This window comes from Rhizobium sp. AB2/73 (assembly GCF_020871915.1).
GTDB lineage: Bacteria > Pseudomonadota > Alphaproteobacteria > Rhizobiales > Rhizobiaceae > Rhizobium > Rhizobium dioscoreae.
This window is the reverse complement of the sequence record NZ_CP067072.1, coordinates 903,522-918,573: the sequence shown is the minus strand read 5'-3', so window position 1 is coordinate 918,573 and position 15,052 is coordinate 903,522. Positions and strand designations below refer to the sequence as shown.

Here is a 15,052-nt window from a genome sequence, read left to right as displayed (position 1 = left end):
AAGGTGGACTTTATAAACACTCCGGGTGTCTCTCCGTGACGAAAGCCAGGCTCAACAGCTGCAAGGTGGCCGGATAGTAGAGCGATGGAGCGAACTGCCGAACCGAAGCAGGCAGTTTCGTACCGCTCACCACACACGCCACAACATCGTTAACAATTCTATAACCCGAGTCGGGAAGCAGGTCCTTCGGCTTGCCGGTCGTCAGATCGATCGTGGCCGGTTCATCCTCCGCGACGGTCATGCCCTGCTGCAGACGCGAAAGCAGCGCCTTGTCGCCGATGCCTGCGCGCGCCAGGTAAAGCGGGATCCTGACGCTATTATAACCGAATTCCGCCTCGAAGCCGTCTGCGGGTTCCGGCTTCGCCTTCAGGCTGACCCAATCGGCAGGAAGCTTGCGCGGACCAAATTGCAGGGCGCGCAACAGGGCAAGGCCATCGTCGCTGAGCTTCTGCCAGCGATCGGAAGGCACCAGCAGTGCCATGACGGGAATTGCCTCGAAGACCCAATAAGATGGGTTGATGACTGGTCCATCCTTGCGCCCGGGCGGCCGATAGCCCTCGACGCCGGGAATGAGCAGTGTCCGCCCTGCGGAACTGATGATGGCATGGGACAGGATCGACTTGGCCATGTTCGCAGCCGCCTGCAGATAATCCCTATTGTTCCATGCCGATCCTGCCAGGGCCAGTGCGTAGGCAATCAGCAGATCGCCATCGGACGCATTGTTTGTGTCCGTCACATGCGGGGTGACGGCCGGATCCCATTTCCAGACGGCAAGGCCATCGTCGCGCAACAGCAGTTCCGTGCGGGTAAAATACCAGATCTGTTCGAAATCGGCCGGATTATTGGCGAGGTAGGCAAGCAGCATACCATAGCCTTGCCCCTCGCTATGGCTGATGCCGCCATTGCCGTTATCGATGATGCGTCCGTTCACATCGAGAAATTTCGCTTTGTAGGCAGTCCAGGCCTGCGGATCGATCGCCGTGCGTTGAGCAGCAGCCGGCTGCGCTGCCGCAAGAATGGCAGCACTGCAGACCGCAAGAACAAGGCGCCGAAGTTTCATTCGCGCCTGCCGATCTTGGAAAGAACGCTTGCCGTGCTCACCCCGAGCAGGAACGAGCCGACCACGAACAGGAAGGCGTAGGACAATATGTTGCTGGAAAGCCAATTTGCGGCGATCAGCCGATAATTCGTCAGCGACCAGGGTTGAGAGACGACAAAGGTGAACCGGCTGACGGGCACGGTATCGATCTTTCCCGTCTTGCCGGAATAGACGGTGATGCGACCGCTGATCTGCGACCAGGTATTTTGCGCGGTCATCGCCTCGGCGCCTGCGCGCAGGTCTTCGGCGCTTGGCGCGGTGACAACCGTCCAGGTTGCATTGTTAGTCGGGTTTGCTTCTTGGGCGATCAGGAAGCTATTGGCATTCGATGGGGTGAACACCTGCTCCGAACCGGGGATGAAGCGAAGCGAGCTCAAGGTGATATCGAAATTGCGGTGCATCCATTGCTGGAAGCTCTGCATCTGCCCCTGCAGCAACCCGCCGCTGATGCGGGAGCGCCAATCGGCAATCGTCACGGAGGCTTCCGGGATATTACCCTGGCCAGGGGCGGGCGGACGCCAGGCCACCTGGCTGGCAGCCGCGATATTCATTTGCGAAAGGATTGTCGATGGCAGCTGCGAAACGGAACCTATGAACAACGCACTACGAGTGCCGACGTTATTCGGCGAGGCGGTCGGTTCGAAAGGGATGGGGTGACCGGCGGTGAGAGCCATCTGGCCTAGGAGCGTTGCGGTCGCGGACAATGTGTCAGCATCCGGGCGGTCGATGAAGAGTGCGGCGGACTCGGTCTCCCGGCTGTAGGGGTAGCCTGTGCCGGCGAGAGCCGCGAGGTTCGGGCGCTGTGCGATTCTAGCGAAATCCGGTACGATGAACTGGCTCGTGTCGAATAGTGCAAATCGCGGTGTCGTGCTCGATGTCGCGGCGGGCGCGCAGGCGGTATCCTCATCGGCGAGCAATATGGCTTCAAGCGTGATCGTGTTCAGGCCCGGCTTGAAATGCCGCATGGTGATGCGGATGGGCAATTGCCGGAAGATGCCGCCGCCGGTTGCAGTGATCGGCTTGGTCGTGGCGATGCTGCCGTTGACGTATACGTCGATATGACTGCCCGGACGCACATTCTTGGCATAGGCCGCATCCAGCAGAATGGTGGCCTCGCCATAGGCATTCGCATAGAAATCGGACGGGATCGCCACGTTGAAGCTGGTATGGAAACGCCGGCCGGAGAATTCCGTCGTCCTGACGCCCAACTGCTCGAAGGAAAGACTGGTGCCGGAATAGATCAGCGGCGCATCGGGTGCAGACCATCGCTGTGTTACCAGCAGATCACGGCGAGTGCCCGGCGCGCGTTCGGTCGGCGACACAACCATGTCGATTGCAGACGAGATCGCCTGCCAGGACGGGCCACTGATGAGGAGAAGCTGCTGACCGCTGCGTGGGTCCGTCGCAAATGTCGCCAAGGCCCCATTTTGGGCTGCGGCCGGAACGGCAAAGACGGGCTGCAGCTCCGCGGGCGTCCCGACGGCGACGGTCATCTTGCCGGGGCCTGCTGCAGGTAGGGCATCCGTGCCGAACGAAAAGGCTTCGTTCGGCATTCCGCTCAAAAGCGCCAGTCCCTGTGCCAGACGCAGGATCGGCTTGGTCGTTCCCGGTTGAGCCAATGCCGGCACGACCAGATTGAACCGTGTCTTGCCGGTACCGTCGACACCGATCGCGCGGATCGCATCGGTGGTGGAGAGTTTCTCCGCTTCGCGACTGGCGAAGCTGAGATAGGTTCTTGCGGGATCGATATCGGACCAAAGCTCGTAGGTCGACGGAATGTCGCAGTCGACGCGGTGGCGCTGCGTCGCCTCGAAGGTCAACAGATTGGCGCCGGGCTGCAGCAGCCCGCGCGGGATATCGAAGCTGATATCCGACTCGTTGTCCGAGGAGCCGATCTGCTGCTGATGTACGGCGCGGTCATTCACGAGGACCGTAAGCTGCGATGCCTCCGGGGCGACGACCACCGCGTTCTGGTAGGCAAAGGTAAGTTTCGCGGGCGCCGCCGCCTGCTCCGGCGTCAGATAGATCGACCAGGACTTGCGATCGGCTTCACCCTCCAATCGCAGCTTTGCGTAGGGAACGACATAGCGGCGGAATGCCGATGGGTCGGTGCTGGCGGTTGCCTGTTTCGCCTTTGGCGCCACTTGCGGTGTCGTCTGAGCGGGAGTGACAGGGGTTGCAACCTGCGGCGCTGCCGTCTGCGGAGCAATGGTCGGCGGCGTCATGACCAGGGGCGGAACAGCTTGAGGAGCCGCTGTCTGTGGTGCGACGGTCTGGGGGACCGTGACCGGAGGCACCGCTGCCTTCGGCCGCTCTGTCTGCGGCACGGCAGTTTGCGGAGTTACGATCTGAGGCGCCGTTGGCGCTTCGCCTTTCGGCCGCTCGCCGGACATGTCGAAAGGCATCGTCTGTGCCTGTGCCGTAACGGCGCCAAGGAGAAGCAGGAGGGCAGGGAGGGCGCGGGTCATCAGCTTCTGGCCTTCGCATCCTGCCGCTGCTGTGTGCGATCCGAGCCAACACCCCTGAACAGGTAGATCAGGCCGCGGCTGGTCTGATAGAGCGACATGCTCAGGAACCAGAAGGTTCCGCGGATGATGCCCGGATTGCGCCGCCGCGCCTGCTGGAACTTCGTCCATTGATCGGAATTGGCAAAGACGAGGTCGGCGATCAGACGATGGTCTGCAGCACCCCTCGGAACATATTGGCAGCCGATGGCCGTAATATCTCCCATCTGCTCGATATTGCGGACGACGACCAACAAGGTCACCATCTCGGCGCCGCTATAAGGCTGGAAGCGTATGGTTGCTTCCGAGCCGACCTTGACCGGTTCCAGATCCTTGTTGAAGACGTTCAGCCTGGCCCCGTGGACGGAGACGTCCTCTATGGAAGCGGAATTCCAGCGGCCGTCGATCCCGAATTCGCTACGGCGGTCGACCCTGACGCGCCGCGAAGAAGCGCGTTCGCCGCGTTCGGAGACGACGCCGAGCGCACAGCCGGAAAGGACGAGGTTGATGATGTTCCAGCCGCCGACGACGAGGGTAACGTCGGCCTTATAGGGCTCTGCATAGATGCGGTAGATTGTGACCGCCAGCGCGATGATCTGAACGGCGAAGATGACGAAGAATGGGCGGCTGATTTCCGAAAGCCGGCTGACGGCGATTGACTCGTCCTTGGCAGTAACCTTGAAGGTCGGCTTGCGGGGATTGAGCATGACCGAGACGACCGCCGGCAACAGGTGCACCGTCTGGACATATTCGTAGAGCTCGGAAATCCAGGGCCATCTGAAAGACCCGTAGAGATAGTTCTGCATCATCAGGTTCACGAGCATATAGGCAAGAGTATAGGCGAGGAACTCGCTGCCCGATGCGGTAAAGATCTCGAGATCGAAGAAAAGATAGAAGAGCGGCGCGAACAGGAAGATGACGCGCGGAAACGGAAACAGCCAGAACAGCGTCGACGACATATAGCAGAGCCGTTGCGGCAGCGTCAGGCCGCGCTTCAGGAGCGGGAAGCGGAAGCGCAGGATCTGCATCATGCCCTGCGCCCAGCGGCTGCGCTGGCCGATGAAGCTTGCGAAGGTCGCCGGCTGCAGGCCGGCAATCAGCGGCTTGTCGACATAGATGCTGTTCCAGCCGGCTCCATGAAGCGCAAGCGCGGTTTCGCAGTCTTCCGTGATGCTGATGCCACTAAAGCCATTTTGCGATTGCAGCGCCTTGCGGCTGAGCACGGCGGCCGAACCGCAGAAGAAGGCGGCATTCCATTTATCGAGGCCGCGCTGGATGATGCCGTAGAACATCTCGTTCTCGCTCGGCATGCTGTCGAAGGTGCGCAGATTGCGCTCCAGCGGGTCCGGATTGATGAAGAAATGAGGGGTCTGAACGAGAAAAAGCTTCGGATCGTCCTCGAAGTAACCGACGGTTTCGCGCAGGAAATCGCGCGCAGGCGCATGGTCGGCATCGAAAACGGCGATCAGGTCGCCGTTCGAATGCTCCAGCCCGTTGTTGAGGTTGCCGGCCTTGGCATGTTCGTTGCGGTCGCGCGTCAGATATTCGACATCCAGATCGGCGCAAAGTCGCTTGAGTTCGTCATGGCGCGCGATTGCGGCCTGCGACTCCAGGATCTTGGTCGAATTGCGCTTCTGCAATGTGCCGCCATCGTCCAGCAGCCACACTTTGAGCTTGTCGGCCGGATAATCCATCGCCTTGGCGGACGCAAGCGTGTTGGCAAGAAGATTGGTGTCTTCATTATAGGACGGCACGAAAACATCGACGCTCGGGAAGTTCTTGGTTTCGGAAGCGCGCGTGGTGCGCGGCGGCAGCGGCGTTGCGACGATGAAGAGGCTGAGCATCAGCATCGCCACGTTGTACATTTCGGCGAGATAGAGCAGCAGGCCGGGAATGAAGTTTTCCAGCTGGTTGACGGGCGGTATCGTATAGGACGTGCGCCAATAAACATAGCGCAGAACGATCGCCGTGCCGAAGGCGAGGGCGACCAGCCGCCATGTTCCCTGACGCTTGAGGATCTTGATGATCGCCATCAGGGTGACAACCACGGTGCTGGCAATCAGCTGCGTTTGAAGGTTGACCGGCAACGTGATCAGCACGATTCCGCATAGCGCTATCACGGCCCATATCAAGATGCTGCGTGCAGTCTGCATCGGTGTTCCTTCAAAGGTATTGCCAGACGCCATCCTGGCGCCCCCAAGCAGCGCCGCCTGCTAGCGGCACCCCTGAGATATGCCAGTTGCCCTGTTACAGTCCGGTAAAGGCACGACGATATTGCTTGCGGTATTCGCAGGTGGCGGCGCTGCCATCGAACTTGCACCATTCGCGCCATTTGTCTGCGGTTGATCGGTCTGCCCATCAGGCAGTGGTACGCGCGGGCCGATCATCGGCGGCAGAGCCGGCGCCGCCTGCGGCTGAGGTTTCATCATGACCGGTCGGCGCACGACCGTCGGACGCGCTGCGGCGGTGCGGTTCTGGTAGCCAATGCTGATGGGTGCCGTGCGATAAGGGGTGGCGTCGGGATAGACCGGTTCGCCGGGCTTGCCCAGAACGGCATCCGCGCCGCGGGGCGCGCCGAAAGGGTTGAGTGCGGCGCCGGCAAAATGGCCGGCGATCGTATAACCATAGACCGTGCTCAACAGCTGGCCTTCGCTCGCATGAGCGTCGCAGAGCCGGATGCGCACCTGTACCATGCCGAAATTGCGTTGCTCCTGGGCCGGCGCAAAGCCGGCCTTCACCTGCTGCCAGGCATAAAGACAGGTATCGCCGGTATGGCTCTGGCCGGAAGCATAACCAAAGGGACCGTAGTTGTTCTGAACGAAGGTCGCCGAGCGCGCGAGCCGCACGCCAGGCACCGCAGCCGCCATTTCGCGAGCAATGGCGCCTTCGCTGATCGTATTGTAGGGCCGGCTCCCCAGTGCGGGACTTGAACCCGTTAGCCCAAGAAACTGAACCTTGAGGAAATTCTGGCCTGAGACGGAAGACGAGGTCGAAAGCGCGATTGTCTGCTCGACATCCTTGGTGCGTCTGCGCTCGACCACATTAACGATCGCCGGCCCGCCTGGCGGTGGAAAAGCCAGTGCTTTGTCACTCGTGACCGTTTCCACGCCGATCGACTGGCGAACCTGTCCGGTCGTCGTGCAACCGGCGCCGAGGCAGGCCAATATCATCAACGCTATCGTCTTTGAAAAATGCATCTCTTAGATCGCGGCAATCCTGTGTGGTCACATTCATCGGCAAATTGCGCGACGGTCTTTGGAATCAAATGCTTGTATTCACTATAGCAAATAAAGGTGATTATGGTTAACCGATGGTTAAATTTGGCCGATTGACCTAAAGCAAGAGGCCAGAAATACACGCCGAATGTGCCTCTTCGCGCCAAGTACACGAAGAGCGATGGCTAGTCGGAGATTAAGCTGCAACTTTAGGCCGCAAGCCTATGAATTTCAGATCGATTTCTTTCTTCGAAATGCGATCTGGACGGCTCGGTTCAGCGCGACCGGGAGGACCGACATATGGTTCTCTCCGGCATATTCCTCAAAGGTTATCGTTCCTGTGGATGACGCCAGTTTGGCCCATCTTGCAGCCATCTCGCGGGCGAGTTCGATCGTGCGGGTTTCTTTAGCCCGTTCCTGTCGTTTCTGCTCTTCGGCTGTGCCTTTATGGAAGGGCGCCAAGGTCTCGCCTTCATACTGACCGGCGGAAAGATGCAGTTCCATATCGAGCGGCTCTTTGTGCCTGTCGACGAATTCTCTCTCCATCGAAAGAATAGCGGCATCTTCCCAGTAGATCGCCGGGCTTGCGGAAATCCAGCGACTGAAGGCATCGGGTTTGCAAAACAGCGCGTAGAGCGTGAACAGGCCGCCGAACGAATGGCCGAAAAGTGTCTGGCGTGAGCTGTCGACCGGGACCTGCTGCTCTATCCAAGGCTTAAGCTCATCCTCGATGAGCGCCAGAAAACGCTCGCCGCCGCCGGTCTTCACATCCGGCGTATCGGGGAAAAATGGCGGATAGACGCGTCCGGGCGGTGGGCTCAAATCCCAGGAGCGGCGGAGCGGGTCATATGGCTCGTCCGTGGGATAGCCGATGGCAACGATGACGCCTTCCGCGACATTGGTTCCGTTCGGATAGCTCGCCTGTACTTTGAGTGCGTCGACAGCGGTCGCAAAACAGGCGTTCCCGTCGGTCAGGTATAGGATCGGCCAACCCTCCCGCGGTGCCGGCTTGTCCGGGCGATAAAGAAAGATCCTGTGCGGATGATCGGCATTGTCGAACTTCAGGTCAATGAATGTGCAGCCGGGAAGGGTGACCGGCGCCAGAATGGCAGCGGCATTATGTGACGAGGTATGGGACATGGCCTCTCCGGCTGACCGATCATGTAAGGCGCAGGAGCAACAGGCGCCGATGTTTGAAAGATGATGAAATTTCTCATATTATGGGTGGTGCGATCTGGCAAGCGGGCCAGATGCTTTGCTAAGCGTAATTTTCAGGTGTCTTCCGTAATCCGGTATTCGGCCAGCGGAGCCATTCTGCAACATAAGGTGGAAACCAATAAAAAAATATGACTCTTGTACTCATGTATTCTTGACGCCGGCTGTGCCTGCGAACTAATTTGCGCCATCTTTTTCAGCAACGGGCAGGCGCAAAGGGCTTATGAAGCAGAAATCCCATAATTATATCAGTAATTTGACACGTAAGAGATTCCAGCTTGCAAGCGGCGCCACCGCACTTGCAACACTATTTGCTTTCAGTGGAAATGCCTTTGCGCAGGACGCTGCGGCCAATGCGAATGATGGAGGTGCCACTCAGCTCGCGCCGATCGTCGTTAGCGGCCAATCGAGTGACGCAAGCGATAATACGACCGTAGCGGCAAAGAAGAGTCAGGGTGCCACTAAGATCAATACGCCCCTGGTCGAAACCCCTCGTTCCGTCTCGGTCATCACCAAGAAGGAATTGGAAGAGCGCGGCGCGCAGGACATCGTCGAGGCTGTGCGTTATTCCGCCGGCGTCCAGACCGGTTCCTATGGCTTCGATCCGCGCTTCGACCAGATCTATGTTCGCGGTAATGACATCACCACCGTCGGCGACTATCGCGATGGGTTGCGTCAGCCCTATATGAACTATGCCATGTTCCGGACCGATCCTTATTCGCTCGACCGTGTCGAGATCATCAAGGGGCCGGTATCGGTTCTCTATGGTGCCGGTTCTCCGGGCGGCATCGTCAACAAGATATCGAAGCTGCCGATAGACGAGACGATCAGGGAGGTCGGTGTTCTCTACGGGACATCGGACCGCGCGCAGACGATGTTCGACTTCGGCGGCCGGGTCAATCAGGACGATGACAGCATGCTGTATCGCATCGTCGGCCTGGCCCGAAAGGGCGACACCAATTTCGATATTGCCGACGATCGCTATCTGATCCAGCCGTCCTTCACCTGGAAGCCGGATGACACGACGAAAATCACCATATATGGCTCGGCGCAATCCACGGAAACGGATGCAAATGTCGGCGCGATGATCGGCCCCGATGGCAATGTTCTCGATTATCGCGACAGCGACCCGGATTACGATTATCAGAGGACCAAGCAGCAGCAGGTCGGCTATCAGTTCGAACACGAGTTCGACGGCGGCTTCACCTTCCGTCAGAACCTTCGCTTTTCGCATCTTGATCTGAAAGCACGCTATCTCAGCACCCTCGACTGGGCCGGAGACGTCGCGCAACGCTATGCGACCGCGATCGGGGACAGGATGAATGTCTTCCAGGTCGACAACCAGCTAGAATCCAAATTCGATACCGGCCCGGCAGCCCATACCATGCTGTTCGGTCTCGACTATACCCGCATGAGCGATTCATTCGCCTACGGGATGGATGCAACGACCAGCCCCGCCTATGACTTCGATATCGACAACCCGACCTACGGAGTATCGGGTCCGACGCCCGCCTATAATTTCAGCCGGGTTGATGGCCGCCTGCAGCAGTTCGGCGCCTATGCCATCGATCAGATTGAACTTGACAAGTGGCGCTTCACGCTTGGCGGCCGTCAGACCTGGGTGAAGCAGTCGACCGACACCACCATTGTTTCCACCGATACGACCACGAACGACAGTCTCAACAAGAATGCGTTTTCCTACCAGCTCGGCGCGCTCTATCTCTTCGACAATGGCATTGCGCCTTTCACGAGCTATTCGACTTCCTTTAATCCGGTCACGGCGCGGTCTGCATCCGGCAACATCCTCGATCCGACGAAGGGCGAGCAGTATGAGCTTGGCGTGAAATATCAGCCGCCGGGCACCGACATCCTGCTTTCGGCTGTTGCCTATCACCTCGTCGAGAAGAACAAGCCGGTCTTGGTCGACCCGCTGACACTCGTTTATGCCTCGCTGGGCGAGGTGACGAATAGGGGGATCGAGCTGGAGGCCAGGGCGAATATTACCGATGGTTGGGACGTGATTGCCGCCTATTCCTACAATCATTCCGAAATTACGCGGGGCGACGATCAAGGCAACTCACCTGCGGTGACGCCGAAGAACATCGTCAGCCTGTGGTCGAACTATACCTTCCAGGAGGATTCGGCTGCCAAGGGTCTGACCGTCGGTGCCGGCATTCGCTATACCGGCGAGACCTACACCAGCACGGCCAATACCGCCAAGAACGACGCGAGCTTCTATCTCGACGCTGCGCTTTCTTACGACTTCGGCGCGATCGACCAGAAATACAAGGGCCTCACCGCTTCTGTTGACGTCCGCAACATTGCCAACCGCCGCCTGACGGTCTGCAACGAGGGCTATTGCTACCTCGGACAGGGCCGCAACGTCACGGCTTCATTGAAGTATCGCTGGTAAATTTATCGGGGCGCCGTATTCTGCGCGGCGCCCGCTCCGCCCTGATAGCCTCCTCGTCGGCCGAACTCGACCTTATTGTAAGCAAGGCTACCTTGTCGCCTGAGCCTATCGCGCAAGATATCCGCATTCTTGCCGATGCGGCGATGAGGCTGTAGCCTGGCAGAAAATATGCCCGACCATCCCAGGAGAGGTTCCGTATGGCCGAGATCCTTTTGTTCCACCACGCACAAGGATTGACCCCGGGTGTGCGCGCGTTCGCTGATGTGTTGCGGGGCGCCGGTCACATCGTGCACACGCCTGATCTATTCGACGGGCGCACTTTCCAGAGCATCGAAGAGGGGCTCGCTTATATCGAGCGGATTGGGTTCGACCATATGCGGGAGCGCGGCGCCGGCGTTGCCGACGAACTGCCTCCTGCGCTCGTCTACGCCGGGTTCTCGTTCGGTGTGCTACCTGCCCAGAAGCTGGCCCAGACACGGCCCGGAGCCCGAGGAGCTCTCTTCTTCCATTCCTGCCTGCCGATCAGTGGCGAATGGGCCTTCGGACCTTGGCCGCGTGGCGTCCCGGTCCAGATTCATGGGATGGAAAACGACCCAATCTTCGTAGGCGAAGGTGATATCGATGCCGCCCGTGAGATCGTGGCAAGGGCCGAGGACGCGAAGCTTTTTCTTTATCCCGGCAATCAGCACTATTTCGCCGACAGTTCTCTCCCGTCGTATGATGCGGGTGCAACCGCACTGCTGACGAGCCGAGTGCTCGAGTTCCTGGATCGCGTCTGATCGAAGCCATTGTAGCAACACACGCACACCGCCCGCCTTCGGCTAGCAAGCATCCCGTTTGCATATATGCCGCGCTCGGGGAGCGTCTGCTACGTCAGACTATGCCCTCTACGCCGCTTCATCAGCAATATCAGCAGCAGCGGGGCGCCGACGAGGGCGGAAACCAGGCCGGCGGGCATCTGGTAGGGAAAGACGATCATTCGGCCGAACCAGTCCGCGAGCACCATGAGGCCGCCGCCGGCGAGTGTCGCGCCGGTAAGCTGGGGTGCGGCGCGCCGCAGGCCGAGCTCGCGTGCCAGATGCGGCCCCATGAGGCCGATGAAGCTCAAAGGCCCGACGACGAGGGTGGCGGCTGCGGTCATGGCTGCGGCAAGAGCAAAGAGGCAGGCCCGGGCAAAGTTGACGCGAACGCCGATTGCCTGGGCCGCCTGGGTCCCAAGCGGTAGCAGATCGAGCCAGCGACGGGCCAGAAAGGCAAGCGCAAGGCCTGTCGCTGCTGCTATCGCCGCAGAGATTGCCTTCGTTGTATCAACGAGATAGGTTGATCCGCTCATCCACTGCATCACGATCATTGCACGCGGATCGCCGCTCGCGGCCAGCACGCTGATGAAGGCATCCAGCATAGCTCCGAGCGCGATGCCTGTCAGAAGTACCCGTTCCGGCGCGAAGCCGGACCGGATGCCGAACAGGAAGATGGCGATGAGGACGGCGAAGGCACCGATACCACCGAAGCTCAGTTGGGCGGCCATGCCGGGAGCGGGTAGAAGGAAAAGCGCGGCGGTGACGCCAAGGGTAGCGCCTGCCGAAATGCCCAGAACCTCCGGACTTGCCATCTCGTTGCCGCTGAGCCGTTGCAGGATGGCGCCGACGACGCCAAGCATCGCGCCCGCAGCAAAGGCACCGGCGATGCGTGGAAGGCGATAGGGCAGCACGTCGAGCCAATGGGGATAGGCAAGCAGCGTCCATGTTCCATCCGGTGCGCGCCCGAAGAAGACCGCGCCGGCCAGCAGAAGGACGAACGCCGGAACTGATGCAAGCAAGAGTACGCGCGGTGCGTGTAAGGCGCGGTTGCCATTCTGAGAGGGAGACGGCGTGCTGCGTTGCACGGCCTTCAAGCGCGGCAGCATCAGGAGCAGCAATGGCGCGCCCAGCAACGCAGTGATGGCACCCGTCGGCAAGAAGGTCGAAGAGGCTCCGGAAAACAGCACCAGAGCCTCATCGGTGAGCAGCAGCAAGCCTGCGCCAATGAAGGGCGACCAGATGAGCTGGCTCTTCATCCGTCGGGCGCCGGCAAGCTGGGCTATACGCGGAGCGATCAAACCGATGAAGCCGATAACACCAGCGGCGCTGGTGACGATCGCGGCAAGCGCAATCGCAATGCAAACGGCAGCAATGCGCGTGTGCCTGACCGACAGACCAAGTCCGCTCGCGCCGCTATCGCCAAGTTCCATGAGCGCTAGCGGTCGCGCCATCAGCAGGGCCGCGATAGAAAGGATGAGGATTTTCGGGAGAAGGGAAAGCGGAATGGTCCAGCTCTGCTGGGCCAGCGATCCAGCCCCCCAGATGAACAGGCCGGAGAGGTAGCGATCGTTCATCAAGACGAGAATGGCGGCAAGCGCTCCGCTCCAGACGCCGACGATCAGGCCGGCAAGCACCAGCGCCAAGGGCGAGAAGCCCCGTCTTGCACCGATCAGGAAAACGACTGCCGCAGCGGCGGCGCTGCCGAACAGCGCAACCGCATCGCGGCTGAGGCCCTGAAGGGCCGGAAAGGCGAGCATGACGGCAACGAGCGCAAGATTGGCGCCTGCGGAAATGCCAAGTGTGGAGGGCGAGGCGAGCGGATTGCGCAGCACCTGCTGCAGCAGGCTTCCAGAGAGCGAAAGTGCGGCGCCGGCCAGCAATGCGGTAACGATCCTCGGTAGGGTGGAATAGACGAGCAGCAAGCGCTGCGGATCGTAACCTGCTTCCTGCTCGAACAAGCGTGAAAGGTCAGGCGCCAGTTGATGCCAGGCAAGCAGGCCGGCAAGCACGAACAGCGTCAGAGCCACGGCTGGAGCACCGAGGACGTTATTTGCTTCGGTGCGGATCATGCGACTGTTTCCAGATGATCGAGCAATATGCGCGCAAAGCGCTTCGCTTCCTGCACCATGCCGAACATCAATGTGCCCGGCAGCACGGAGACGCGCCCGTCTCTAACGAAAGGGAGGCTGGTCCACAGCGGACTATCCTGCAGATTGTCGAGAACGTTCGGCGGTAGCAGTGGTTCGAATGCGATGAGGCGCAGGCTTTGATCGAGCGTCGCCAATTGCTCCAGCCCGATCGTCTCGAAGCCCCAGTAATCGCCCGGTCTGGCCCAGGCGTTTTTGAGCCCGATCCTGGTCATGGCGTTCTGGTAGAGGCCAGCGCCGCAATAGATGCGGGCATGGCGCGGGTCGACAAAATTGATGAGCGCCAATGGTGGAGGGTTGAGCTTTTTGACGCGGTTTGCGCAGTCGTCGAAGAATTGCTCCGACCGGGCAAGGAATTCTTCCGCCTGTTGCCGCCGGCCGATGGCGTCGGCCAACTGACGCGTCGCCTCGATGGAGCGTGGCAAAGCTTCGCCGCCTTCGGCATAGATCGTCAGTTCCAGGACCGGCGAAATTGCCTCCAATTGCGGTTTCAAAGGCGCGAGATAGGGCGTCGTCAGAATCAGCGCCGGTTTGATGCTTGCCAGGACCTCGAGATTGATCTCGCTGGTGGTGCCGAGATCGATGACACCTCCAGGCATTTTCGGTTCGACGACCCATGTGTCCCAATCGGCAAGCGAGGCGATTGCGGCGGGCGTGACGCCGAGCGCCAGCAGTGTCGACGCCAGGCCGTAATCGAGGGAAACGATCGGGCCGGACATGGTTTCTGCAGCTACCCCCGCTTGCGGAACGGCAAAAAGTGCCGCAGCAGCAAGCAGCGTGCGGCGGGAGAGCATCAGGTTCTCGAAGCTGCTTTCAAATGACATAGGCAAGCGGCGTTCCATGCACGGGATGGGCGGTGACGCCCATGTTGGTGCCGTAGATCGTATTGAGCGTTTCGGCCTTCATGAGGCTCGGCGACGGGCCTGCTGCAATGAGGCGCCCTTGCTTCAGCGCATGCAGATGATCACAGAAATGTGCCGCGACATTGATATCGTGCAGGACGAGAATGACGCTCAGATCCTTCGTCCGGCAAAGCTCGCGCACGAGCCCGAGGATTTCCATCTGGTGGGCGATGTCGAGTGCCGATGTCGGCTCGTCGAGCAACAGGCAGCGGCTGTCCTGGGCAACCAGCATCGCGATCCAGACACGCTGGCGCTCGCCGCCGGAGAGCGTATCCACCATCCGGCCTGCCAGCGTATCGACATGCGTGAGCTTCATCGCGGTCTCGACTTTTTCCCGGTCGATATCGGTGAACCGCCCAAGCGCGCCATGCCAGGGATAACGACCGCAGGCGACAAGCTCCTCGACGGTCATGCCGGCAGCGGAACTGGTGTCCTGCGGAAGATAGGCGACGGCGCGGGCAAAGGCGCGCATGTCGTAGGAGCCGGCGGCCACGCCATCGAACAAGATGCGCCCGCCGGTCGGCTGAATCTGCCGGGCCAGCAGTTTGATCAGCGTGGATTTGCCGGAGCCGTTATGGCCGATCAGACCGGAAATCTCGCCCGCCTTGAAGCTGATATCGAGCGGGTGAAGAATGGTCTTGCCGTCGACCTCGAAACGCAAGCCCTCTGTCGAAAAAACCGTTGCGTGACTTTGACCGTTTCCGGTGATCCTATCGTTTTTCATTAATATTCCTGCTGAAGCCGATCGGCTCCCAGA

The 15,052-nt window shown here is 60.0% G+C and carries 10 protein-coding genes; 2 read left to right on the top strand and 8 right to left on the bottom strand.

The window, feature by feature from the left end:
* Positions 1-10: 10 nt before the first annotated feature.
* The 5 genes from I8E17_RS23835 to I8E17_RS23815 all read right to left on the bottom strand — a co-directional run bounded on the left by I8E17_RS23835 (position 11) and on the right by I8E17_RS23815 (position 7,958).
* The gene (locus tag I8E17_RS23835) at positions 11-1,060 is read right to left on the bottom strand and encodes a glycosyl hydrolase family 8 (protein WP_069615644.1); all 1,050 of its coding nucleotides are present in this window, start codon (positions 1,058-1,060) and stop codon (positions 11-13) included.
* Positions 1,057-3,567 carry a cellulose biosynthesis cyclic di-GMP-binding regulatory protein BcsB gene (locus I8E17_RS23830; RefSeq protein ID WP_069615643.1) on the bottom strand — a complete coding sequence of 837 codons (2,511 nt, stop codon included), beginning with the start codon at positions 3,565-3,567 and terminating at the stop codon, positions 1,057-1,059. Before I8E17_RS23830 ends, I8E17_RS23835 begins: the two co-directional genes overlap by 4 nt.
* Positions 3,567-5,756 (bottom strand): UDP-forming cellulose synthase catalytic subunit, encoded by a 2,190-nt coding sequence (gene bcsA / locus I8E17_RS23825; protein ID WP_069615642.1) that lies wholly within the window; start codon positions 5,754-5,756, stop codon positions 3,567-3,569. The genes I8E17_RS23830 and bcsA overlap by 1 nt, the downstream gene beginning before the upstream one ends.
* 60 nt (positions 5,757-5,816) lie before the next feature.
* On the bottom strand, positions 5,817-6,773 hold the full coding sequence (bcsN, locus tag I8E17_RS23820; protein ID WP_229002149.1) for a cellulose biosynthesis protein BcsN: 957 nt from the start codon (positions 6,771-6,773) through the stop codon (positions 5,817-5,819).
* Between the two features lie 276 nt (positions 6,774-7,049).
* Complete coding sequence (locus tag I8E17_RS23815; RefSeq protein WP_069615640.1) at positions 7,050-7,958, bottom strand: alpha/beta hydrolase-fold protein; 909 nt, start codon at positions 7,956-7,958, stop codon at positions 7,050-7,052.
* Positions 7,959-8,256: 298 nt separating this feature from the next.
* On the opposite strand from I8E17_RS23815, the gene I8E17_RS23810 reads away from it, so the two are divergent.
* Positions 8,257-10,446, top strand: a complete 2,190-nt coding sequence (locus I8E17_RS23810; RefSeq protein ID WP_069615639.1) for a TonB-dependent siderophore receptor — start codon at positions 8,257-8,259, stop codon at positions 10,444-10,446.
* A gap of 197 nt (positions 10,447-10,643) precedes the next feature.
* Positions 10,644-11,225 carry a dienelactone hydrolase family protein gene (locus I8E17_RS23805; protein WP_069615638.1) on the top strand — a complete coding sequence of 194 codons (582 nt, stop codon included), beginning with the start codon at positions 10,644-10,646 and terminating at the stop codon, positions 11,223-11,225.
* A gap of 89 nt (positions 11,226-11,314) precedes the next feature.
* On the opposite strand, the gene fhuB is transcribed toward I8E17_RS23805, so the two are convergent.
* From fhuB to I8E17_RS23790, 3 genes are read right to left on the bottom strand one after another with little or no spacing between them, the layout of a single operon-like run.
* Entirely contained in the window at positions 11,315-13,315 is a 2,001-nt protein-coding gene (gene fhuB, locus I8E17_RS23800) for a Fe(3+)-hydroxamate ABC transporter permease FhuB (RefSeq protein WP_176728060.1), read from the bottom strand.
* Complete coding sequence (locus I8E17_RS23795; protein ID WP_069615637.1) at positions 13,312-14,217, bottom strand: iron-siderophore ABC transporter substrate-binding protein; 906 nt, start codon at positions 14,215-14,217, stop codon at positions 13,312-13,314. Before I8E17_RS23795 ends, fhuB begins: the two co-directional genes overlap by 4 nt.
* Complete coding sequence (locus I8E17_RS23790; RefSeq protein ID WP_069615636.1) at positions 14,207-15,019, bottom strand: ATP-binding cassette domain-containing protein; 813 nt, start codon at positions 15,017-15,019, stop codon at positions 14,207-14,209. Before I8E17_RS23790 ends, I8E17_RS23795 begins: the two co-directional genes overlap by 11 nt.
* Positions 15,020-15,052: the final 33 nt, after the last annotated feature.